The sequence below is a fragment of the Salipiger sp. genome (genome assembly GCF_048261495.1).
In the GTDB taxonomy this organism is placed as follows: domain Bacteria; phylum Pseudomonadota; class Alphaproteobacteria; order Rhodobacterales; family Rhodobacteraceae; genus Salipiger.
Window position 1 is genome coordinate 319904 of record NZ_JBLXFX010000003.1, and the last position, 19776, is coordinate 339679.

The following is a 19776-nucleotide window of genomic DNA, read 5'->3' on the forward strand; positions in this document are numbered from 1 at the left end:
TGCTTTTTCCTTCTATGGAACCTGGAGGAAGTGAGACGCGCCCGGCGTGCCCTCGACCCCGAATTGAGACACCGGCACAAGCCAGAAATAGGCGCCGCCCACCGGCACCGCCGACGGCGAGTCCGGCACGCAAAACGCATCGTCAATCGACCCGGCAAAGGTCGAGACCGCGTGAAACTGAAATTCGCCGGGCGCGCTCGGCGCGGTCAGAATCTCGGCATACGTTCCCGGATCCGTCACGGCCGCGCCCTGGACAGTCTCGGCCCCGACCAGCCGCGCGCGAACGTATCCGGCAGACACGTCCGGCGCCGTGTACGTCACCCGGTAGTCGGTCCCCGCGATCAGCGCCGGCGACTGCGAAAGCTGCGTATTGAGCCCCGCCGCTTTTGTCGCGACGCCGCCGGAAATCGACCAATTGGCCCCGATAGTCCACGCCGCGCCCGACGACATATCGCCATCGGAAAGAATGTTGACCGCCTCGGGATCGCCCGCAGACACATCGAAAGCGGCCAGAGCAGACCCCGGCAGAAAATCCGGCAATGCCACCGCGGCCGAGAAATTGTCAGTCTCCGACCGATAGACCCTGAAACCCGCCGTCGCGGCACCCGCCACGCCCCGAAACCGAACGCGCCCCGGCTCGGCCGTGGCTTCGGAAATTGCCGGCGCGCCGCGCGGAACCGTTCCGGCGATAGTGACCTCGGCCGCAGGATCTGGCGACCACGCACCGACGGAAGTCTCGCCCCCGGGAACACCGATAAAGTTGCGCATCTGGACGCTGTAGACGTCTCCCGCGACAAGCCCGCCGATCTCGAAAGAGGGCAAGCCCGCCGCGCTGCCGCTCGCCGCCAAGATCGTTTCCTGACCATTGGCGAGACGCGTCAGGCGGATTTGTTGGCTGTAAACCTCATCCTGCGCCGGCCAGATCACCCGCAATACGCCATCGCCGGAGGAAACCGCCAAGACCCCCGAAATCAGATCCACCGCCCCGGCGGCGTCGGAGATCTCGCCCGCGCGGATCTCGGGCCGATCCGGTTCCTCGGCCGCCGCGTCAAAGTCGAAATCCTCGGGATCGACGCTGTTCGCCGTGATCGAAAAAGAGGCCGCGCCCTCGCGAACGAGCTGCCCGACCTCAAAGACCTGGTCGAGCCCCAGCTCGGCATGCTGCACCCTGAAAAATCGCTTGCCGAGCAGATCATAACCGACGGCGCCTATCGTGCCCTTTAGCTGCCATTTCGCGCGCTTCACCCGCCCGAGTCGCTTTGCGATGCGTTGCCCCTGGTTGTGGCGGGACACCATGAAAAGTTGCGGCGTATCGCGAACGCGCCGCCCCTCGGCCGAGACGGTCCAGACACCGCCCGAGAACTCGCGCCAGAAGTTTTCCGGCTCGATATACTCCGGCACGATTTCTGTCGGCGCATCAGCGCCCGATTGCCCGCCGGTGATCTCGACCGCATCGAAATCGCCGGCGTCGAGCGTCACCTCGGGCGCGATATAGCGGCCGAGGTAGAAACCGGCCTCACCGTCCGGCGTTTCGTAGAGAAAGGCGTCGCATGCCGCGCAGAGCTGCGCCCGTTGCGTCTCAAAATCCTGATCGTCGGAAATCGTGCCATCCAGCAACCATTTCGGAATCGGGTTTCCGTCGCGGTCAAGGATGACTGAATCCGCGTGATCGGCCTCGATCGCGACCAGATCCCAATTCACGACCTGCCCGCAAACTTCGGTCAGCCACCAAGCCAGAATGAGGGCTGCGTTTCGCGTGTGACCTCGCGTGCCCGTGCGCGGGTCAAAGATCCGGGAATGACCATCGAAAGCCGGCGCGTAGACCCACTGTCGCCCGGTCGGGTAGACCTTCGAGAAGTCGTCGGGCTTCACCTTGCGCGCTTTCACATAGGCCCCCGATAGACCGGCGAAATCATGCGCGGCCGTGATCTTGCCGGGAAAGGCCGCGATAAGATCCGCGCTCGCGACCTGACCGGCCCCGCCGAGGAAAGGCACAATCGCGCCCTTGTTCGTCATCGGCGCGGTAGTGATCGACCCCGCTTCATCCGTTTCCGCCTCGCGCTCATCAAGATAGTGCGTGACGATTCCGGCGATCTCATGAGCGGCGAGGATCGGCACGTAATGGCGATACTTTCCGGCCGCGCCGGTGAACCCAATCGGCCCGCCTTTCCGCACGCGGCCGAGCGCATACTCTGCATAAACCACCGGCTGCGCGAAATTGACCATGCGCGCCGAGGGCTTCGGGATCTCCGGTTGCGGCTGCAATGATTGCGCCAAGAGGGATAGGCCAACCCCGACAACCGTTCGCACAAGCAACGCCCCGAACGTCGTCGCGGCAAAGGCGGCGCCGGCCGTCACGCCGGCCGCGAACGCGGTCCCGGCCACGGCCGACGCCCCGAAACCGAGCGCACCGACCAGAAATCCGGCCGCCTGCGGCATTGCCGCCGCCGGATCCGGCCGGACAAGTGCCGTAGAGCAAAGCAGCGCGGCAAGGCACATCTTAGCCCGCATATCCGACCCCCCAGGCCGCAAGGATCTCGACCCGCTTCGGCTTTGTGAACGTTACACCGTCACGCCCCTTGCTCGCCCAAAGACTCCCCGTCCAAAGCCCCCCGAAAGCCCATCGCGACCCCGGCCGGGAGTAGATACCCACATCACCGGCGCGCAGCTCGCCCGCCCGCCCGAGGCCCGCCGCCGCAGCACATGAACCGAATGCGGAAACGGGATCGGAAAGGAACCCGGTCACGCGCTCGCATTCGGCCGCCGTCTCATACATGCCGCGAATGCGCGCGGCCGGATCTCGGCCGGTCACGCGCGCCACCCAATCGGCCAGCACCAGACAACAATCGGTTTCCCCCCAGAGGAAGGGGAGAACCGTCCAGCGGTTAAGCTCCTGGTAGAGCGGCGACACCACCACCGGCGCCGGCACAAGCGTTTTCAGCTCCAAAGCTTTTCCTCCTGAAAATCGCTTGTCGGAATGAACTCAAGCGACGGGTTTGCGACGCCGCCGAGCAACGCGGCGTGCCCTTCCGTATTGAGCGCGATCCGGGACGCGGTGCGGCGGCCTTCCGTCCAAGCCTCGAACCCGACCGAGATCTCGCGCGTGAGCGGCCCGTCGGCCTTGATCGAAAGGGTACGCATCTTGCGCCGCAACCATTGGCGCGGCGCCACAGAAGGCGCGTAGAAATCGCGATGCGACGCAATCGGCTGCACCAGAAACGTGATTGCGCGGCCGGAAAGATAGTCCGGCCCCAGAGCGAGGATTTCCTCGATCACCGCCGGCGCGGCGGGATCCTGAATAAACGAAAAGGTCGCTTGGCCCGCCGGCGCGACGCCGTTGATTGCGGATTCCAGACCGGAGACGGCGAGTAGCTGAGACCCGAACCACACATTTCCGTTCAGATCCGTGAACCGGCCTTCAACGCCGAGCATGAACCGCGCCGCGCCGTCCGGCGTATCGAGCTGCACAAGGTCGAGCAACCCGAGCGCATCGGCGCGCGGGTCAAAAGCATCACCGAAAAAGCTCATCGGTTGAGAACTTCGCGAAAGGCTATTTTCGGGCGCATCATCCGCCCCAGGTCGTATGCCGTCGCCGACGCGTCGTCGGCGTCGATCTCGAACAGGCCGACCGCGACCAGAGACACCGGCGCCCCCGCGCTGATCGCGGCGCGCAATGGCATTTCCACGCCCAGAGAATAAACCCCGCCGCCGTCATCCGATACCGACGTGACCCCCATCGGCCAATCGTTCGCGGATATGATCTGACCGACGACGGGAACAAGCCTCGGATCGGCGACCGAAACGCGCACCAGCTCGGCGCCAGCGGCGGCCGCCTCGAATGCCGGCACAAGCGGCAATGGCGAGAACCCCGCGCCGGTCGAGAATGTCGCGCCGGTCGAGAACGTCCGCACCCTATTCAGCGCACCGGCATTGAATAGCGCGTCGAGATCCACCCCGAGCGGGTCCACCATCGGCAGGCGGTAGATACCGGCACGGCCCCGCGCGGCCCAATGGATCGACCGCCATCGCTGCGCCGCGCGGCCGGAAAGATTGAACCCGCAATCTCCGACCCACCGCGGCAGCGCCTGGAAAACGGTTTGCGTCTGACCGCTTGTCCGCTCGGCCGTACGCGAGCGCCAGTCAATGCCCCATGCCACCTCGGAAAGCCGCATCAAGTCGAACGGTACAGTTACAACCGGCCGCGTCATAGCGTCGTGCCCCGCTTGAAAAACTGCTCGCTCATGGCACCGTGCGACCGGCGGCCGGCCTCGGCGACACCGGCGATCATCGGCGCGCTTGCCTGGCGCGAAATCCGGCTCACCTGGACGTCGAAATAAGGGCTCGGCACAACCTGCACGGCCATCTGCCCGCCGAGCTGGTCAAGCTTGTGGTTCGGGATCACTTGCGAGCCCCGCGGCAGGTTGACCAGCTCGCGCCCCTGCTCGCCGACCCAAGCGAGGCCGCCGGCCGCAAAATCCGTTCCGTTGGCATGCCCCGGAATGGACCCGAGCGCGCCACCAAGCACGCCCGAGAGACCCGAGAACAGAAAATCACCGACCGACGTCAACGCCATGTCGGCGAGCTTTTGCAGCACGCCGGCGACCGCTTCACCGAATGTTTGCGCACGCGTTACCACCGATTTGAAAGCATCGGTAAAAGAGGATCTGATCGAGTCAGCCGCAGATTTCGCGGCGTCGCTCATCTCCTTAACCGCTTCTTTCGTTTCCTTGGCGGCTTTCTTGACCCCACCGCCGCCACCGCCGCCGCCGCCCGTGCCATCCCCGGCCCCGGCCAGATTTTCGGCGAGATCCTCGGCAGCTCCGGCCGCCTCATTTGTCGCCTCGGCCGCTTCGGACATACTGTCCCGCAGCGCGCCGACCGACTGCAACGGCGCCGTTGCGAGCGCGGTCAGTGCGGATCCGGCAAGCGCAGCATTTTCCCCGGCCGAACGCGCAGCGTCGGCCGCCGCCGTCAGACCGGAGGTATCGGCCGCGGCGATAGTGTTTGTGTTGAAGCCCGACCAGAAGGCGCCGGCAGCTTCGGCCCCGGCCGCCTCGGCAGCTCCGGCAAAGGGATTTTCAACGCCGCCGAGACTGACCTCGCCGATAACCCCGATTTTCAGAGGCGCGCCGCCGGTCGCCCATTCGGGCAAGAGCGAAAGCGCGTTATTGAGCTTGCCGACGAAATTATTCATCCGGCCGACAACCGCGTTTATCATCGCCTCGACCGCGCCGACGAGCGCGTTTGCGGCCGCAAACGCAACCGACCCGATCACCGCGGGCAGGGCCGACCAAAGAGCCTTGATAGCGCCGAACGCGCCGCGATAAACGCCGATGTAACGATTTGCGAACTCGACCCCGCCCGAGACGATTCCGGCCATCGCGTCGAGCCCGTCGGCCTTGATCCCGAGCCATACGCCTGAAATCGCCGCGCGGGACGCCTGCAACGCGATCCCGAGGCGCGACAAGACCTCGGCCGCCACATCGCCGACCAGAGCAAAGGCACCCCCGAAACCGCCGGCGGCCGTGACCAATCGCGAGAACTGATAGACCAATTCACCCGCGCCGACCACAAGCGCACCGATCCCGGTTCGGATCAGAGCCCCGCGAAGGAAGGTCAGCGCGCCCGAGAAAGTAAAGGTCGCGAGCCGCGCCGCCACCAGCGCGCCGACATAGCGCACGCCAAATCCGGTGACTGCCACGGCGAGATAAGTCCCGAGCCGGTCAAGATTTGAAACAAGCCCGTCGATCATGGCGCGCAACAGCCCGCCCGCGCGCAAGCTGTCAGTCATTGCCTGCGCGACCGCGCCGAATGCCGGAACAAGCGCCAGCGCGAGCTGTTGCCCGGCATATTGAGAAATCAGACCGAGCCGCGCAATCTTGTCGTTCGCCGCCTCGATCTTCCCGGCCTCTACCGAGTCGAGCGCGAGCCCGTAGCTTTCGACGTCGGCGCGCGCGGCCCTGATCGCATCGCCGCCCTGGATCATCAAGAGCGCCATTTCGCGGTTTCTTACCCCGAGATCGCGCAGGACCGCCGTTGCCTGCCCCGCGTCAAGCCCCATCGCCTTGATAGCGTCGGCAATTGTCGCGACCTTTTCATCAGCATCGAGTCCGGCGAGATCGGCGGCCGAAAGGTTGAGCCTTTCAAGCGCCCGGTCAGCATTTCCCGACGTCCCAATCGTGGCAAGCTCGCGGTTCATGGTCTGAATGTCATTGGCGAGGCCGGCTAGGGAAACACCCGCCTCACCGGCCGCCAATTCCAGCGCCCGGAAGGCGCCGACGGAAGCATCAAGCCGCCGCGCAGATTTCGCCGCACGGTCGATTTCACTCGCCCCCTTGAGAGCCGCCGCCGCAAGAGCGGCACCCATCGCCGCAGCGACCCCGGCCACGGCGAGGAATTGTTGCCGCATCGCGCGCAAGGGTGCGTTGACGCGCTTTGCACCCGACTCGAATTTCGCCGAGTCGAGTCCGAGGTTCACGCGCAACGCGCCGATGACCGATTGCCCCATTGATTCCTCCTGTCAGGTTGTGGCCGGCACCGCGCCCCAAGCGCCTGTCAGCAAGTCAAAGAACGCCTGTTGCTCATCCGGCGATTGCGGAGGATCGGCCTTGCCCTTCACGAAATCGCGGAAGGCCGGTAGATCTTTCTGGCGCCGCAGCGCCTCGGCGTGCCAAGCCGACCACGCCCGCGCCTCTTGCTCGGCCTCGGCACGCACCCGCGCGGCGCGCATGTGTACCTGGTACTCGCGCAGGCTCAGAGACCAGAACCCGCCGGGATCGAACCCGGCGGCCACGTAGCCGAGCAACAGATCCTCGACTTTGAGAGGCGCGGCGCCGGCTAGTCCTTTCCCGGCGCGCCCGCCTTGTCGGAAAGATCCGGGGATGCGGCCGCGAACAGTTGCAAGAGCAGCTCGGGATTGTCCGAGACCAGATCGCCCGCGATCTCGCGCGGGACGTCGGGATGATCGCGCAGCATGGCACAATGCGCGAATGTGATGATTTCACCCACGCGCGCGCGTCCCTGTTCCGCGCGTTCGGCCCATGCAAGCGCCTCCTGGCCCGTCGCGTCCTCGAATGCTGCCAGTACGTTCATATCGACGCGCAAGCGGTAGCTTTGCCCGTCGACCTCGGCGACTGTCTCGCCGCGAAACTTCATCGCCATCCGTTACGCCGCCGCCAGAAGGGTCGGCTTGCCGCTCGGGCGGATCGTCGCCGTCGCGCTCATCTTGCCGTTTGTCAGCTCCGGCGGCGAATAGGTCAGGAAGTATCCCGAGAACTGCAACCGGACCCCGTTCGGCGCCGTGATCTGATATTTGCCGGTTTCGGCCTCGAATGCGGCCAACATCGCGTCGCTTTCCGACGCGATCCAGTTGAACTCGATTTCGACCGGCTGCGCCTCTTTCATCGCCGCAATGAACTCCTTGTAGCGGTCCGGCGATTGCAAGTGCGTGGCTTCTTCTTCATCGCGGGTATAGCCGGGCAGCTTGATGCGCACGATTTCCGCCTGGTCGACATATTCGCCCGGCGTCTCGCCCTCGATTCCGAATTTCGAGCCGTAGCCCGTTTTTGCATTTGTCATGCTGGTTCACTCCATTGCGTTTCAAAGTCCTGACTCACGCGCCAAGGCCGTTCGGCCTCATTCGCGCCCCCCTCGCGATTTTCGCGCTTGCCCGCGTCGAAAATCCCGAGAAACCCGCCGCCCCTGTAGCCGTGCAAACGCGCGCGCACCGCTCGACCCTGAGCTACTCCCCATCTCTTGGACAGGATCTGGCGTAAATTAAGCTACTCGTTGCACCTGCTGATCGGGTTGGTTGATATCATTTCTCTGCCAGTAGACCAGCGCCGGGGGCTGGCCGCCCAAGGCTGAATGCGGGCGCTGGTGGTTGTAGAAGGTCATCCATTTCCGGATCGCCGCTTTCGTCTCCGATCCGGTCTCCCAGGCATGCAGGTAAACGCACTCGTATTTCAGGGTGCGCCACAGCCTCTCGATGAAGATATTGTCGAGGAAACGGCCCTTCCCATCCATCGATATGCGCACGCTGGACCGGCGGAGCCGATCCGTCCAGGCAAAGGACGTGAACTGGGATCCCTGATCCGTATTCATTATCTCTGGCGGGCCGAACTTGTGGATGGCCTCGTTCAGCGCCTCGACACAGAAGTCGGCCTCCAGCGTGTTCGAGATCCGCCAGGACAGGACCTTGCGGGTATGCCAGTCCATGATCGCCACGAGGTATAGGAACCCGCGCCGCATGGGCAGGTAGGTGATATCCGAGCACCAGACCTGGTTCGGGCGTTCCACCCGTAGACCTCTGAGCAGGTAGGGATAGGTCTTGTGGCCCTTCGTCGGCCTGCTCGTGTTGGGCTTCTGGTAAATCGGCACTAGCCCCATCAGGCGCATCAGCCGCCGGATGCGCTTCTCGTTCACTAGGTGGCCGTCGTTGCGCAGGTGCCAGGTCATTTGCCGGACACCGAAGAACGGCGTCTCCAAGAACTGCTCGTCGATCCGCCGCATCAGGCCGAGGTTCTGTTCGGTCTCGCCCTTGGGCGTGTAGTAGAAAGACGAACGCGCGATCGACAGCAACTTGCACTGCTGGCCGATCGACAGATCCAGGTGGTCAGGCTCGATCATGCCGCGCCTCACTTCCCGCCCCAGGGCTTCAGCTTTCGTTCCAAAAAAGAGTTGGCCACCGCCAGCTCCCCGATCTTGGCGTGGAGCTCCTTCACCTGCTCCTCGTCAATCTCCGGCTTCTTGCGGCCCCCGCGTTCGAACACACCGGAGGCGCCTTCGAGCAGGGCTCGCTTCCATTGATGGATCATCGTCGGATGCACCCCGAACCGGCTTGCCAGTTCGGCAGCCGTCTCCTCGCCTTTCAGGGCTTCCAGCGCGACCTTCGCCTTGAACTCAGGCGCGTGCTGCTTCCGTTTCGACATCTCTGATCTCCTTCTCGTCGAAGATCAGCAGACTGCAAATCGTAGCTTATGTCAGTGTCCGAATTTCGGGGGGTAGCTCAACCCAGACGCTTTGCCGCGCCCAGGTCGAGCGCGTAGCAATCGGCCTGCACCATGCCGAGAAACAAGCCGTCACCGCCCGAGAGCGTCGAGCCCTCGCGGTCATCGACCACAGTCAGCACGACGGCCGGCAGCGGGTCGCCCTGCGGCCGCTCGCCCCAATACACCCGCGCGCCCACAAGCGCCGCGACTGCGGTTTCGGCCCGCAGCATCGCGCGCAATTCTTCTTCCATGCTGTCAGAGCCTCGCGATCCTGGCGGCCCGTGCCTCGGCCCGCGCTACGGTCTTTTGAATCTCCGCCCAGAGGTCTTCTTTCAGACCGTCAAGGAATGCGTCTTTTCCCGCGTTCCAGACAGGCCGGGCGAAAGGCTGCGCCGCGTGGTGAATAGTCCCGAACTCCTGCGTCCAAGCGGCCGGATCAGGCCCCGCGCCGAGGAACATCTCGACCGACGCCCGGTCATCCTTGAACATCTTTCGATGCATGCGCGCCTGGCGCTTTGAAAGCTTTGTCGAGACCGCAACCGACCGCGCGAGATCTTCCGTTTCGCCGCGCGGCGCCTTCGACCGCATCGCATCGGCCAAGGGCTGCGCGCGCCGTTTCAGCACCCGCCGGAGAGCCGCCTTGCCGGCGGCCTTGCTCAGTTTTTCAAGCTCGGCTTCTAGCTCGGAAAAGCCCTCAAGTTTGATTTCGACCGTCATTGATCCGCCCTCGCCGTTGCCGAAAATTCGATGTAACGACGGCGACGGTCGAAAACTTCGCGCGGCGCCATGAGATCGTATTCCCGCCCATCACAAACGAGGCGATCCCGAGCCGTGATCCCGGCCGCGAGATCCGACCACCGCACCACGAAACGCGCCGAGATCGTCGCGCCGACCTCGGCCGCCCGCCAACGCTCCGTATCGCTTGCATCGCGCCTGCGTGCCCGCACCGGAATGCCGAAATCGGCCCAGGTCTCGACCTCAGAAATCCCGTCGTCGGTCCTGGTCGCGCGGCGAAACTGGACCTTGTAACGGAACTGACCGGCCCCAGGCCCCGCCATCAGCTCAGATCCCGGTGCGAGGACAACAGATCACGCACGCCGAACGGAACCTCGCCGCCCGCGCCCTCGGCCATTGCCTCGCGAATCTGATACCAGTGCGCAACCAGCATCTTGACCGCGTGGAGACAGTCCACCGGCCAAGCGCCGGGCAATTCCGCGTCGAGATCTCGCCGCGTGTAGCTTTGCACGAAACCTTCGGCGGCCCCCTGGAGATCGCCGAGCAAGGCATCGTCGGATCCGTCCTCCGGCGCGGAACAATACCGCACCAGCTCGGCGACCTCCAATTGACTCATTTCGCCGCCGCCTTGTCAGCCGCCGCCTTGTCGGCTGCCGCCTTTTCCGCCGCCACCTTGTCAGCCGCCGCCTTGTCAGCCGCCGCCTTTTCCGCCGCCGCCTTGTCAGCCGCCGCCTTGTCGGCCGCCGCCTTTTCCGCCGCCGCCTTGTCGGCCGCCGCCTTGTCGGTCGCCGCCTTGGCGCTCCGTTCCCTTTCCTCGGCGACCTTGATCGCGAGGATTTCGGAAATAGCCGAGGGCAGGGCGCGGCCTTCCGCCAGATCCGCCAAAGCGGCCAGCTCGCGTGCCTCATGATCGACCGCGGCCCTTTTCACGGCCGCGGCCGTGGTTTCCTCGGCGCGCCCCCGCTTGAGCAGGTGATCGGCCACGGTCTTGTGCCGCCGATCCGACATATCGAACCGATAGGCCACGTCGAGCCGCAACAGACCGAGCATGGTTTTCTGCGTCCGCTTCATTTTCAAGAGCATGCAAGCCCCTCCGGTTGTCAGGATGAATACGGCGCGCGCGAAACCCGCGCGCGCCCGGTCAGGATCCCGTCGAGATCAGGCGAATGTAAAATCGCCCGTGACGAGCGCGGCCGGCCGCTTGCAGGCCATCGCGAGGCGCTTCGTGCCCCGCAGGGTTTTCAGACCCTCGACGAAATTCGTACCATGCTCGGACGAAATCAGGATCTCGGCCGCCTGGCGGTCGTAGATCGTCGCGGCCATCGCGAAGTTTCCGACCATCCATTCCCCCGCCGAATGCGAGAGGGTCGGAACGACGTCGGTCCCCCAGAGCATCGGAGTTTTGAGCGTGTTCGGATCCCCGAAAATATAGCGCCCCTGCGTATCTTTGAGCAGCTCGATCGCGGCCCAATCAATCGGCGAGAGCGTGATCCCGTTCGCCGCGTAGTTTGCGAGCGCCAGTTGCAAGAGGCCGAGGCGCAGGCGGTCGATGCGGGTCGCATTCGGCAGGCCGGCAGCGGCCGAGAAAGAGGTCGCCTCGCCGATCAGCCCCGCGAGATTTTCCCCGAGACCGTCGCCGGCGAGGATCTGTTGTTCTTCTTCGAGATCCAGACCATACCGCATTTCGCTGTCGATCAGCGACGCGAGTTGACCGGAGTCGGCGAGCGCCTCATCGCTCGCATGCGTGACGTGCGCGATTTTCTTGACGTTCGACGTCTCTTTCGTCCAGCCATAGGACGATTCCGGCATCGCGCCGCCCTCGGCCGTCGGCGCCGCCGCATTGGTGCGCGTGGTCTGGCGCGAATAGTGAACCACATCGCTTTCACTGGTCGCCTGTGTGAGAAGGGAGCGGATCGCGAGTTTCTGGCGCGTCATGTTCGCCGGGTCGCGATCTTCGGTCGGCCAGATCACCCCGCCGGCCGAGCCCGCCGCCGTGGTGATTGCCGACTGCGGTTGCAGAACGAGATTGCCGGACAGGCCGCCCGCAATGTACGCCTTGAGCTTGTCGCTTGCGGCGATCTCCTGGCCGACGGTCATTTCCGCCGCACCGCCACCGCGGCGCCCTTCGGCGAGCGCCTGCTCGACGTCGGTCGAGCGGCTTTCGAGTGCTTCGAGCTTGCCTTCCAGCTTGTTGAGCGCGCCGGAAAGGCTGTTGAATTGCACGAGCGCCTTGTCGGCCGTGTTTTTCGTTTCTTCGGTCAGCGTGCCGGTTTTTTGGGCTTCGGCGAGCGCGTTCTCGGCCGTCCTGCGAACATCGTCGGTCACGCGCGAAAGCTCGGATTTGACATCGGCGAGCAGCTTTTCGACCGAACCGGCCGCGTCCATGCGCGGCGCCGAGATCACCGCCGAGGGCATCGCCGAGGCATGCCCCGAGAGAGCGGCCAGAGAGGCCGCCGAAATCATCAGGTTTTTCATGATTTTCCCTTTCAGAAGGATTTGAGATCGGCCAAGAGCTTTTGCAGCCCTTGCGCCACGTCGGCGGCACCCGGCGCGCCATCAGGCGCGGCACCAGTCCGCGCGGATTTCAGCTCGGCGAGGATCTCGCGCGAGGCCGAATTTGAGAGGCCCGCGCGGCGCGCGAGCAAATCGAATTTCTTTTCGGCGCGGATCGAGGCCGAGGCGCTGTCGGCATCGGCCGTCCCGACCAGATCCGCCGGCAACAGACCGTCGGCGAAACCCTGATCGACCGCCGCTTGCCCGCCGATCCACGTTTCGCGGTCGAGCATGCCGGCGACTTCCGCCGCGGAGATCCCCGAGCGAGCCGCGTAAATGTCGGCCGCCGCGCGGTCGAAAGGTTCCAGCCAATCGGCGACCTCACGAAAGGCGTTGCGGTCGCCGGCTGCCAGAACCCAAGTGTTATGGATCATCAAGAAACCAGCGCGCGCGATCCTGACCTCATCGCCGGACATGGCGATGACCGAGGCCGCCGAGGCCGCAATCCCGAGGACATTCACCGTCACCGGCTGCGAATGCTCGCGCAGAATATTGTAGATCGCGAGCCCCTCGAAAAAGTCGCCGCCGGGCGAGTTGACATTCACCGTCACCGGACGGTCGCCGATCGAGCGCAAGGCGGCCGAGATCCGGCGCGCGGTCACGCCATCGCCCCACATATCCGCCCCGATAGGGTCGAGAACCGAGATCGACGCCCCGGCGTCGCCCTCGGCGGCCCGCACGTCCGGCGCCCAGCGTTGCAATGCACGCGGCGAAATGTCGGAATGCACGCCCGGCCGCGCCGAAACATTGACTTTCGGAAGGTTGCGCTTGCTCATGCGTCCTTTTCCTTTCCCAGAAGGTCCAACGGCGCGGTTGCGATCTGTGCGCGCAGCTCATCGGCCGCGCCGCCGCGCCGAGTGAGGTTGAGCTTGTCCCGGCTTTCGTCGCTCGACATGATCCCCGAGGCCGTCATCTTCGAGAGGAAATCACCCTTGGCTTTGCTATCCATTTGAAGCATTGCCTCGCGGTTCCATTCCAACCAGAAAGACCGGCCATCGGTCGGCCTGACCAGATCGCCGACGGCGCGGGTTTCAAGGCGCCGCAGCATCGGATTTACGCCCAGGACAAGCCACGCGAGCATGATCGCCTCGACCCCCGAGCCCCACATCGTCTGACCCTGCGCCGCGTGTCCGATCACAATGGGAGGGACACCGAACCATCGGCAAACATCCTCGACCTGAAACCGGCGAGTTTCGAGCAATTGCGCGTCTTCGGGATTCATCTGCAATTGCTCATAAGAAAGACCGGCCTCAAGCGTCAGGATCTTTCCGGCCTTGTCGCTCGAAACGTAGGACGCGAGCAGGCTTTGCAGTTGCGTGCGTTGCTCCGGCGTGAGCGTCTGATCTGATTTGAGAATGCCGGCGGCCATCATCGCATTGGAAAAGACACGCCCGGCCGTCTCATCCGCCGCCAATGCCGAGCCGAGCGACTGCACCCCGAACCTGATCGCGGAGAGGCCGAGACCGTCACCCGCGCCGAACCCCCGAACGTGAAAGACCTTTTCCGGCGGCAAAGTCTGCATGCGGCCGCGGTCGAGAAAGCGATAATCAAAAAGCCCGTCGTCGCGCCGCTTCGGCGTCACCCCGAACAACGGCCGCAGGCCGACCAACCGTCGGCCGAGGTAGAGCTTTTCCGAGTAGGCGTTGCCGTTGAGCGAGAGCTGCGCGGCCGCGCCCTCCCAATACTCGAACGCGGTCAGGCCGCGGCAAGGCTGATCGGTCAGGATCTCGGCGAGCGGCGTCTCGGCCTTTACCCGCTTTCCGTCGCGGTCGCGCGTGTAGAGATCGACCGGCAAAGAACCGACAATTTGCGAATTTGCCCGCGTGCATGCCCAGGCCGACGACAAGGTAAGAGCCGAGCTTTGCGAGACGTCTTTTCCGGCCTTTGACGCCCGACCGATCCCGGCAAGGGGATCCGCGCCGGCCGAGAGGTTTTCCCATCCCGAGAAACCGTCGGCGAGTGCCATCCGCACGCCCGCACGCGCCCCGGCAAAAGCCCCCATGAGAACCCGACCCAGCATCAGAAGACCCCCACGGGCTCGGACAGGAAGGCGGAAAGATCCACCCGGCGCGCCGCCTCGGGATTGAGGCTCATCAGATACACCGCATCGAAAAGGCTCATGAGCGGGTCGATCTTCCCCGAGCCGCTCGCCGCTTTGGTCACAATCACCGCATTCCCCTTTGGCTCGCTTTTCGCGTTACCCACGCACCACGACATGAGCGGTTGATCGGCATGCGCGAGCGTGCCGTCGAAAAGCTTTCGCTCCGTGCCCTTGATCGCACCATTCAGCTTGTACCCCTGCGAAATCGACGCGAGCGTTTCCTCGGGAATCCCGGCGATCTGCAAAGCGTCGATAATCGCCGCGACGCCTTCCGGGTCGAGCCCTATCCCGGCCTTTTCCGGCAATAGACCGGCCTCGAAAACCCGCAGCACAAGCGCGACCAATTCCTCAATATCCTGCGTCGCATGCCCGCAGATCGTGAGTGCATCCTCTTTCGCGAGATCTTCCAACATGACCGCAATTTTCGGCCGGCTCTTGAGAACGGTCTTGTGAGCCCAGGCGGCCGACCACGATTGCCACCGCTTCGTGTCCGTCTGGCGGCCGAGGATCGTCACCCCTAGAAGATCGTCCATGCCCCCGCCGTCGATCCCGACGACACAAACCTCGGACGTCGCGAGCAGCGTGTCGAGATCAAGCGCGGGATCGGCGGCCGCGCCCCAGAGGCTCGCCCCGATCCATCCGCCGAAATGATGACCCAAACCGATCTGAATATTCAGGTGCTGCGACGCCCATCGGGCAAGCTCCTGGTCGGAGGTTTCGAGCGCCTTGCGAAACTCGGGAATGAGCCGCCCAATCGTGATAGAGGCGCCCAGGTTCGGCAGCACCGCCGGCCAAATCTTCGGATCTTTCCAGATCTGTTTTTTGTCGGCCTGCACCAGCTCGGGAAATTCGTAGAGGATCGGCAGCATACGCACGTCCTCGCAAATCTTACCGTCGCGCACCTTGCGCGCATATTCGAGCTCATCCTTGAAGATCCCTTGCGGCGGGATCTCCGATTGCGTCGTAATCATCACGAGCAGCGAATGCGGATTTGTAATCATGCCGCCGCGCACCTGGCCGAGAACGCGGCCCGCGAAATGACGCTCGGCCATGACGTGAATTTCATCAAGTATCGCGAAAGCCGGGATCCCGCCCGTTGTCACGGCCGGGTCGAAACTCATAACCTTGAGCCTTGCCTTTAGCGGTCGGCCCGTCTCGGGATCCTTGAAAAGATCCGTGATCTCTTTCTTGTTGTGGTCGATCTTGAACCGGCGAGAAAGCCAATCGTCGGCCTCGATCATGCCGACCATCTGGCCGAAACAGGTTTCGGCGACCGCTTGCGTCGGCCCGACCACGACGCCGCGAATATTCGGCGTCGTGTTCATTTGCAGCGCGATCAGGCCGAGGCAGGCGGCGAGGGTCGTTTTCGTGTTCTTCTTAGGAACCAAAACGAACAGCTCACCGACCAGAGGCAAGTGCGTTTCGGGATCCTGCGATCCGAACGCCGCGCGAACAAGATCGCGCGCCCATTCCCCTGCAACGTCGCCCATTTTCGGCTGCCCCGGAATGTCAGGGACAACAAGCTTGTTGAACAGCTCGACCGCGACCTCGGCGCGAACCTCATCAAGCGAGAGCGCCGGGATCGGCGTCGCGCCGGCCTTGAGCTTTTCCCACCAATCAGGGCAGGCGGCCCAGGACAAATCACTCATTGCGCGCGGCCCTTCGCCGACGCGTCTTGCAGGCGCTTGTAAAGCTCATCATAGCCCGGCGCCGGCTGGTCGGCGTCGGCGAGCCGTTGTTCCTTCTTTCCGAGGCGCGGCGTCGGCGTTTCGTCGTCGGCCTCGCCATCCTCGGCACCCTCGGCCGCAGACTTCCCGCGGCCCGGCGCCGGCGCCGCAACGCCCTCGGCGAGCATCGCTTGCAACGCCCGCACGCTCGGAACGTGCCCCGCACGCAACCGCTTGAGCAGCACGTCGAGAGCAAGGCCGCGCATCACCAACGCGCCGCATTTCAGCTCGCGGGAAAAATGTTTGCGCAGGGTCTTTTCATCGCACCCCAATTCCTCGGCAATCGCGGAATGTGCCCAGCCATCCGCCGCGCGAACAGCCACAAAGTCTTGATTTTCCGGCGTTTTTGCAAATGACGGTCGCCCGCGCCGATCCCGCAGCGGCAATACCGGATTGCCGAATAGGTCGAGATCCCCGCCGCCGGCGGATTTTGCATCAGACATGGGAAAAAAAATCTCCGAGTGAGGGGACGCTGGTGTCCCTGTTCGGGACTTTCCGACTTTCGACCCACCCCCACCCCTGCGCGGGTCAGGCGCGCGCGCGCTCCTGGCGCTGCTTTTCGCTGTCGTGCCAGCTCTTGCAGACCGCGCGCAGGTTCTCGCGATCCCAAAAGAGAGCGGGATCGCCCTTGTGTTCAAGAATGTGATCGACAATCGGACTGTTCGGCTCGCCGATCCGACCCACCAGCGCGACCCCCGTCGCCTGGCATGTGTATCCGTCGCGCTTGAGGATCTCGCGACGCAAGACCTTCCATCGCTTGAGGTGATACCACGCGCGCCAAGGCTTTTCGGCATCCCGCGCGCGATCCTGCGCACGCTTGTCGCCCGCGGTAGCCCCGAGCTTTGCAGGCGCCGCAGACAGGCGCCGCGCCGGCGTGGTCAAACGTGGCATCGGCGGCCCCCAAATGGAAACGGCCACCCCGATCAGGGGCGGCCGTGCGACGCGCCTCTCACCGGGCGCAGGTATTCACCGTTGATTGATTCGGTATCTCGGCTGACACCAACCCGTCAAGCGCCGCGCGGCCCGGCGTGCATCGGCCCGGCGATCTGGTCGAGCAATTCCAGCAGCGCGGCGAGCAGCTCCTTTCGGTGCTTGCCATGAGTTGACCAACCATAGGCGGCGAGGATCTGGCGCATATCCATACCCTCGACGCAAACAGCCCGCAGCAGCCCCATAGCCGTTATTTCCTTGCGGGTATCAGCATCGCCGCGCCTCCGAACAACCGGCAGAACCACGCGCTCGGCACCGCGCCGGGCCCGCCATGTGCGCCGGTCGAGCGCCCATCCGTTCGCCTTGCGCTCGATCACCCTAAGCCGCTCGGCATGCTTGACGCGCGAGGTTGCACCGCCGTCGGACAAGCCGCCCTTAATGTCACCCCCGCCCAGATCCATACCCTTGATCGAATCGACCCGCTCGAATGCATCGGCGATATAGGCCGCCGCCAGCCGACGCGGATCCTTTGCGTCGAGCGCCGACAAGGCAGGCGGCAGCGCCCGAACCGCCGTCTTGTATCCGAGCGCAGTCACCGGCGCGTCGCCGTCCGGCGTCCATTTCGTAAGCGAGTGCAGCTCGACACGCCCCGCGCCGAGGCCCGGCAGGCCCCGCGCCCCGTTGCCCGAGCCGATACCCTGCCGCCGCTCGGCCGCCGTCGCCATCACCAGCCGATTGAGCCGGCCGACCAGATCCCGCGCTTTGACCCTTCCACACATCACCGCCGCGTCGCTCATTTTTGGAACCTCTTTTCTACATTTAGGGATAATCCCTTTTCCTCAATCAACATTTAGAAAATCAACGGGATCAAAGGGATCAGTGAGAAAAGGAACGGGATCAGTGAGGGATCAGCGCATATTTCGTAAAGCACTGTTATTACGGGATTAATCTGGAAATAGGGATCAGAGGGATCAATATTGTTGCGTCACACATGAACCCGGAACCCTCACCCCCTTTCCCCCTTGGCACGTATGGAAATGCACCCGACTTTTGATCCCCCTGATCCCTGCGCCACCGTCGAGACAGGCAAGCACCTGATTTCCCGCAGTTTTCCACCGCAGCCGTTACCTTTCGCTGGTCCCATTTGGCGGGATCAGAGGGATCAGCGGAGGATTTCAGAGAGGGGATAGGGGAGGGGAGGGAGGCGCGAGGCGCGGCGAACGGGATCGCCGGACCCGGCCGCCGCGCCTTCGGAGAGGGTAGAGAATGCGGTGTCGGCCTGTCGGCCGACACGCGGTTTTCTGAACGCGCCGGCCTATCGGCCGGCCCTACCTGTCGAAAAGGGAAAGGGCGGCGCAGCTCCCCCAGGAACCACGCCGCCCGATGCAACGGCCGTCAGGCCGGACAAGACAAATGCGCCGCGCGTCAATCCGCGCGCAGCCTCACGCCCGAGAACCCCGTATCCGACCGCTTGACCGGCCACATCCTCGCGCCGGTATCGGCATCCCGATAGACACCGGCAACGCGCCTTAGCGCCCCGGCGGCCGTCCGGTCGCCGGGGCACGCGCGCCCGAGATCACGGCAATACTCATCCAAGGCATTGAGAATGCTTCGCGATTTCAGGAAATCGCTCTTGTCGCCGGTCACGACACAACAGCATGCGAGGAACTCCGAAACGAGCAGATCCACCCCCTCGAACCGGGCAGGGTCGGGCGCGCATTGCGGCAGCGGGCTTTGCGCCCAGATCCGCGCGGCCGCCGCACGGCCGTATGTGCGCCGCGCCTCGCGCACCAGCCCGAGCCAATAGTCGGCCGAAAGCGGCGGATCTGCTTCGGCCCGGCAGCCGATGCCCTCCGGCCTGCCGCCCATGTCGTAGCGTCCCGTGCGCCGCAGCTCGGGCAGAACCTCATGCGCCAGCCACCGCTTGAACGCCTCGGCCGTGTCCTTTCGGCTGCTGAATACGAGACGATAGAGACCGAATTCATTGACTATCGTCATCTTCTGCGGCCCGCCAAGGGTGTCGATCGAAATGACACCCTTTTCGTCATCCGAAAGTCGCGCCATCGCCTCGCGATTATTGTTGATTTCCAGCGCGCGGCAAACATCCTTGCCGACCCACCACGGGTTGCCGTCCTCATCGAACACGACGCGCATGTCGTGATCCTGAAAGTTGAAGGTCATGTCGGACATATCGAATCCTTTCCTTGTTCCGATACAGACACTTTGCACATTTTAATGTGCAAAGTAAGTCATTGCGGTCATTGGTAAGGTTTTTAGATCATGTCCCCTCATACTGCGCGGCGTCTGACGCCAGCTCGTCCGAAAGCGCATCACAACGCAACATGACGCGACCGACCCACCGGCCGACCCCATCGGCGTCCGCGATCATGCCGGCGAGCCTGTGCCCCATAGCATCCGAGAGCGCGTCGATCAGGTTCAAACCCTCTTCGGCATCGGCGGTATTTGTATCCAGCGCGACGCGCTGAATTTCCAGCGCAAGCGCGTGCGCGCGCTCAAGCTGTGCTTGAAGGTCTTCGATTTGGGAAATTTGGGCGGCGCTCATGGCGGCCTCCTACGGTCAGAATGAGCCGACCGCAGAGATGCCAATCTCTGGCGGCCGGACGGACTCGGAATTGGCATTACCGCCCGTAGGAAGCGGCGCCCCAAGGGGCTTCCGGCCGCCCGACCATAGAGAAAGCCGCACCAATGGCGCGGCTTGTCGAGCGCCCTACGTTGGACA

The 19776-nt window shown here is 64.1% G+C and carries 23 protein-coding genes; all 23 read right to left on the bottom strand.

Annotated elements, in window-relative coordinates; genetic code table 11:
• Positions 1-12 precede the first annotated feature (12 nt).
• Complete coding sequence (locus ACN0RJ_RS08155) at positions 13-2499, bottom strand: hypothetical protein (protein WP_417723949.1); 2487 nt, start codon at positions 2497-2499, stop codon at positions 13-15.
• Position 2500: 1 nt separating this feature from the next.
• Complete coding sequence (locus ACN0RJ_RS08160; protein WP_417723950.1) at positions 2501-2947, bottom strand: DUF6950 family protein; 447 nt, start codon at positions 2945-2947, stop codon at positions 2501-2503.
• Entirely contained in the window at positions 2938-3528 is a 591-nt protein-coding gene (locus ACN0RJ_RS08165) for a hypothetical protein (RefSeq protein ID WP_417723951.1), read from the bottom strand. Before ACN0RJ_RS08165 ends, ACN0RJ_RS08160 begins: the two co-directional genes overlap by 10 nt.
• Positions 3525-4172: a hypothetical protein gene (locus ACN0RJ_RS08170; protein WP_417723952.1), complete on the bottom strand. Its 648-nt coding sequence runs from the start codon at positions 4170-4172 to the stop codon at positions 3525-3527. The genes ACN0RJ_RS08165 and ACN0RJ_RS08170 overlap by 4 nt, the downstream gene beginning before the upstream one ends.
• 32 nt (positions 4173-4204) lie before the next feature.
• The gene (locus tag ACN0RJ_RS08175; RefSeq protein ID WP_417723953.1) at positions 4205-6508 is read right to left on the bottom strand and encodes a hypothetical protein; all 2304 of its coding nucleotides are present in this window, start codon (positions 6506-6508) and stop codon (positions 4205-4207) included.
• A 12-nt stretch (positions 6509-6520) separates the two neighbouring features.
• A complete protein-coding gene (locus tag ACN0RJ_RS08180; protein WP_417723954.1) occupies positions 6521-6805 on the bottom strand; it encodes a hypothetical protein in 285 nt (94 codons plus the stop codon).
• Positions 6806-6837: 32 nt separating this feature from the next.
• A complete protein-coding gene (locus ACN0RJ_RS08185) occupies positions 6838-7161 on the bottom strand; it encodes a GTA-gp10 family protein (RefSeq protein WP_417723955.1) in 324 nt (107 codons plus the stop codon).
• A gap of 3 nt (positions 7162-7164) precedes the next feature.
• Positions 7165-7578 (bottom strand): phage tail tube protein, encoded by a 414-nt coding sequence (locus tag ACN0RJ_RS08190; protein WP_417723956.1) that lies wholly within the window; start codon positions 7576-7578, stop codon positions 7165-7167.
• Positions 7579-7776: 198 nt separating this feature from the next.
• Positions 7777-8930, bottom strand: a protein-coding gene (locus ACN0RJ_RS08195) for an IS3 family transposase (RefSeq protein WP_417723142.1) whose coding sequence is annotated in 2 segments (ribosomal slippage) — positions 7777-8678 and positions 8678-8930 — 1155 coding nt in all. Because the reading frame shifts where the segments join, the coding sequence is not laid out codon by codon here.
• Positions 8931-9007: 77 nt separating this feature from the next.
• On the bottom strand, positions 9008-9241 hold the full coding sequence (gene gp17, locus ACN0RJ_RS08200) for a tail completion protein gp17 (protein ID WP_417723957.1): 234 nt from the start codon (positions 9239-9241) through the stop codon (positions 9008-9010).
• Positions 9242-9245: 4 nt separating this feature from the next.
• Positions 9246-9707 (bottom strand): HK97-gp10 family putative phage morphogenesis protein, encoded by a 462-nt coding sequence (locus tag ACN0RJ_RS08205; protein ID WP_417723958.1) that lies wholly within the window; start codon positions 9705-9707, stop codon positions 9246-9248.
• Positions 9704-10048, bottom strand: coding sequence for a head-tail adaptor protein (locus tag ACN0RJ_RS08210; protein ID WP_417723959.1), 345 nt, complete (start codon positions 10046-10048; stop codon positions 9704-9706). The genes ACN0RJ_RS08205 and ACN0RJ_RS08210 overlap by 4 nt, the downstream gene beginning before the upstream one ends.
• Complete coding sequence (locus ACN0RJ_RS08215; RefSeq protein ID WP_417723960.1) at positions 10048-10341, bottom strand: head-tail connector protein; 294 nt, start codon at positions 10339-10341, stop codon at positions 10048-10050. Before ACN0RJ_RS08215 ends, ACN0RJ_RS08210 begins: the two co-directional genes overlap by 1 nt.
• Positions 10338-10808, bottom strand: a complete 471-nt coding sequence (locus tag ACN0RJ_RS08220; RefSeq protein WP_417723961.1) for a hypothetical protein — start codon at positions 10806-10808, stop codon at positions 10338-10340. The genes ACN0RJ_RS08215 and ACN0RJ_RS08220 overlap by 4 nt, the downstream gene beginning before the upstream one ends.
• Before the next feature lie 75 nt (positions 10809-10883).
• Positions 10884-12200, bottom strand: coding sequence for a phage major capsid protein (locus ACN0RJ_RS08225; RefSeq protein ID WP_417723962.1), 1317 nt, complete (start codon positions 12198-12200; stop codon positions 10884-10886).
• Between the two features lie 11 nt (positions 12201-12211).
• Positions 12212-13054, bottom strand: coding sequence for a head maturation protease, ClpP-related (locus tag ACN0RJ_RS08230; protein ID WP_417723963.1), 843 nt, complete (start codon positions 13052-13054; stop codon positions 12212-12214).
• Positions 13051-14244 (bottom strand): phage portal protein, encoded by a 1194-nt coding sequence (locus ACN0RJ_RS08235; RefSeq protein ID WP_417723964.1) that lies wholly within the window; start codon positions 14242-14244, stop codon positions 13051-13053. Before ACN0RJ_RS08235 ends, ACN0RJ_RS08230 begins: the two co-directional genes overlap by 4 nt.
• 53 nt (positions 14245-14297) lie before the next feature.
• Positions 14298-16028, bottom strand: a complete 1731-nt coding sequence (locus ACN0RJ_RS08240; RefSeq protein WP_417723965.1) for a terminase large subunit — start codon at positions 16026-16028, stop codon at positions 14298-14300.
• Positions 16025-16549 carry a hypothetical protein gene (locus ACN0RJ_RS08245; protein WP_417723966.1) on the bottom strand — a complete coding sequence of 175 codons (525 nt, stop codon included), beginning with the start codon at positions 16547-16549 and terminating at the stop codon, positions 16025-16027. Before ACN0RJ_RS08245 ends, ACN0RJ_RS08240 begins: the two co-directional genes overlap by 4 nt.
• Before the next feature lie 85 nt (positions 16550-16634).
• Positions 16635-16997 (bottom strand): HNH endonuclease, encoded by a 363-nt coding sequence (locus tag ACN0RJ_RS08250; protein WP_417723967.1) that lies wholly within the window; start codon positions 16995-16997, stop codon positions 16635-16637.
• Positions 16998-17113: 116 nt separating this feature from the next.
• Entirely contained in the window at positions 17114-17833 is a 720-nt protein-coding gene (locus tag ACN0RJ_RS08255; protein ID WP_417723968.1) for a hypothetical protein, read from the bottom strand.
• A gap of 628 nt (positions 17834-18461) precedes the next feature.
• On the bottom strand, positions 18462-19226 hold the full coding sequence (locus tag ACN0RJ_RS08260) for a Bro-N domain-containing protein (RefSeq protein WP_417723969.1): 765 nt from the start codon (positions 19224-19226) through the stop codon (positions 18462-18464).
• A gap of 88 nt (positions 19227-19314) precedes the next feature.
• Positions 19315-19599 (bottom strand): hypothetical protein, encoded by a 285-nt coding sequence (locus ACN0RJ_RS08265; protein WP_417723970.1) that lies wholly within the window; start codon positions 19597-19599, stop codon positions 19315-19317.
• Positions 19600-19776: the final 177 nt, after the last annotated feature.

Coding starts and splice junctions, on each gene's coding strand:
- ACN0RJ_RS08210 (WP_417723959.1), bottom strand. CDS start 10,048: ATGGCGGGGCCTGGGGCCGGTCAGTTCCGTTACAAGGTCCAGTTTCGC.
- ACN0RJ_RS08245 (WP_417723966.1), bottom strand. CDS start 16,549: ATGTCTGATGCAAAATCCGCCGGCGGCGGGGATCTCGACCTATTCGGC.
- ACN0RJ_RS08155 (WP_417723949.1), bottom strand. CDS start 2,499: ATGTGCCTTGCCGCGCTGCTTTGCTCTACGGCACTTGTCCGGCCGGAT.
- ACN0RJ_RS08240 (WP_417723965.1), bottom strand. CDS start 16,028: ATGAGTGATTTGTCCTGGGCCGCCTGCCCTGATTGGTGGGAAAAGCTC.
- ACN0RJ_RS08230 (WP_417723963.1), bottom strand. CDS start 13,054: ATGAGCAAGCGCAACCTTCCGAAAGTCAATGTTTCGGCGCGGCCGGGC.
- gp17 (WP_417723957.1), bottom strand. CDS start 9,241: ATGGAAGAAGAATTGCGCGCGATGCTGCGGGCCGAAACCGCAGTCGCG.
- ACN0RJ_RS08260 (WP_417723969.1), bottom strand. CDS start 19,226: ATGTCCGACATGACCTTCAACTTTCAGGATCACGACATGCGCGTCGTG.
- ACN0RJ_RS08215 (WP_417723960.1), bottom strand. CDS start 10,341: ATGAGTCAATTGGAGGTCGCCGAGCTGGTGCGGTATTGTTCCGCGCCG.
- ACN0RJ_RS08170 (WP_417723952.1), bottom strand. CDS start 4,172: ATGCGGCTTTCCGAGGTGGCATGGGGCATTGACTGGCGCTCGCGTACG.
- ACN0RJ_RS08175 (WP_417723953.1), bottom strand. CDS start 6,508: ATGGGGCAATCGGTCATCGGCGCGTTGCGCGTGAACCTCGGACTCGAC.
- ACN0RJ_RS08255 (WP_417723968.1), bottom strand. CDS start 17,833: ATGAGCGACGCGGCGGTGATGTGTGGAAGGGTCAAAGCGCGGGATCTG.
- ACN0RJ_RS08220 (WP_417723961.1), bottom strand. CDS start 10,808: ATGCTCTTGAAAATGAAGCGGACGCAGAAAACCATGCTCGGTCTGTTG.
- ACN0RJ_RS08165 (WP_417723951.1), bottom strand. CDS start 3,528: ATGAGCTTTTTCGGTGATGCTTTTGACCCGCGCGCCGATGCGCTCGGG.
- ACN0RJ_RS08235 (WP_417723964.1), bottom strand. CDS start 14,244: ATGGCACTCGCCGACGGTTTCTCGGGATGGGAAAACCTCTCGGCCGGC.
- ACN0RJ_RS08190 (WP_417723956.1), bottom strand. CDS start 7,578: ATGACAAATGCAAAAACGGGCTACGGCTCGAAATTCGGAATCGAGGGC.
- ACN0RJ_RS08185 (WP_417723955.1), bottom strand. CDS start 7,161: ATGGCGATGAAGTTTCGCGGCGAGACAGTCGCCGAGGTCGACGGGCAA.
- ACN0RJ_RS08265 (WP_417723970.1), bottom strand. CDS start 19,599: ATGAGCGCCGCCCAAATTTCCCAAATCGAAGACCTTCAAGCACAGCTT.
- ACN0RJ_RS08205 (WP_417723958.1), bottom strand. CDS start 9,707: ATGACGGTCGAAATCAAACTTGAGGGCTTTTCCGAGCTAGAAGCCGAG.
- ACN0RJ_RS08225 (WP_417723962.1), bottom strand. CDS start 12,200: ATGAAAAACCTGATGATTTCGGCGGCCTCTCTGGCCGCTCTCTCGGGG.
- ACN0RJ_RS08250 (WP_417723967.1), bottom strand. CDS start 16,997: ATGCCACGTTTGACCACGCCGGCGCGGCGCCTGTCTGCGGCGCCTGCA.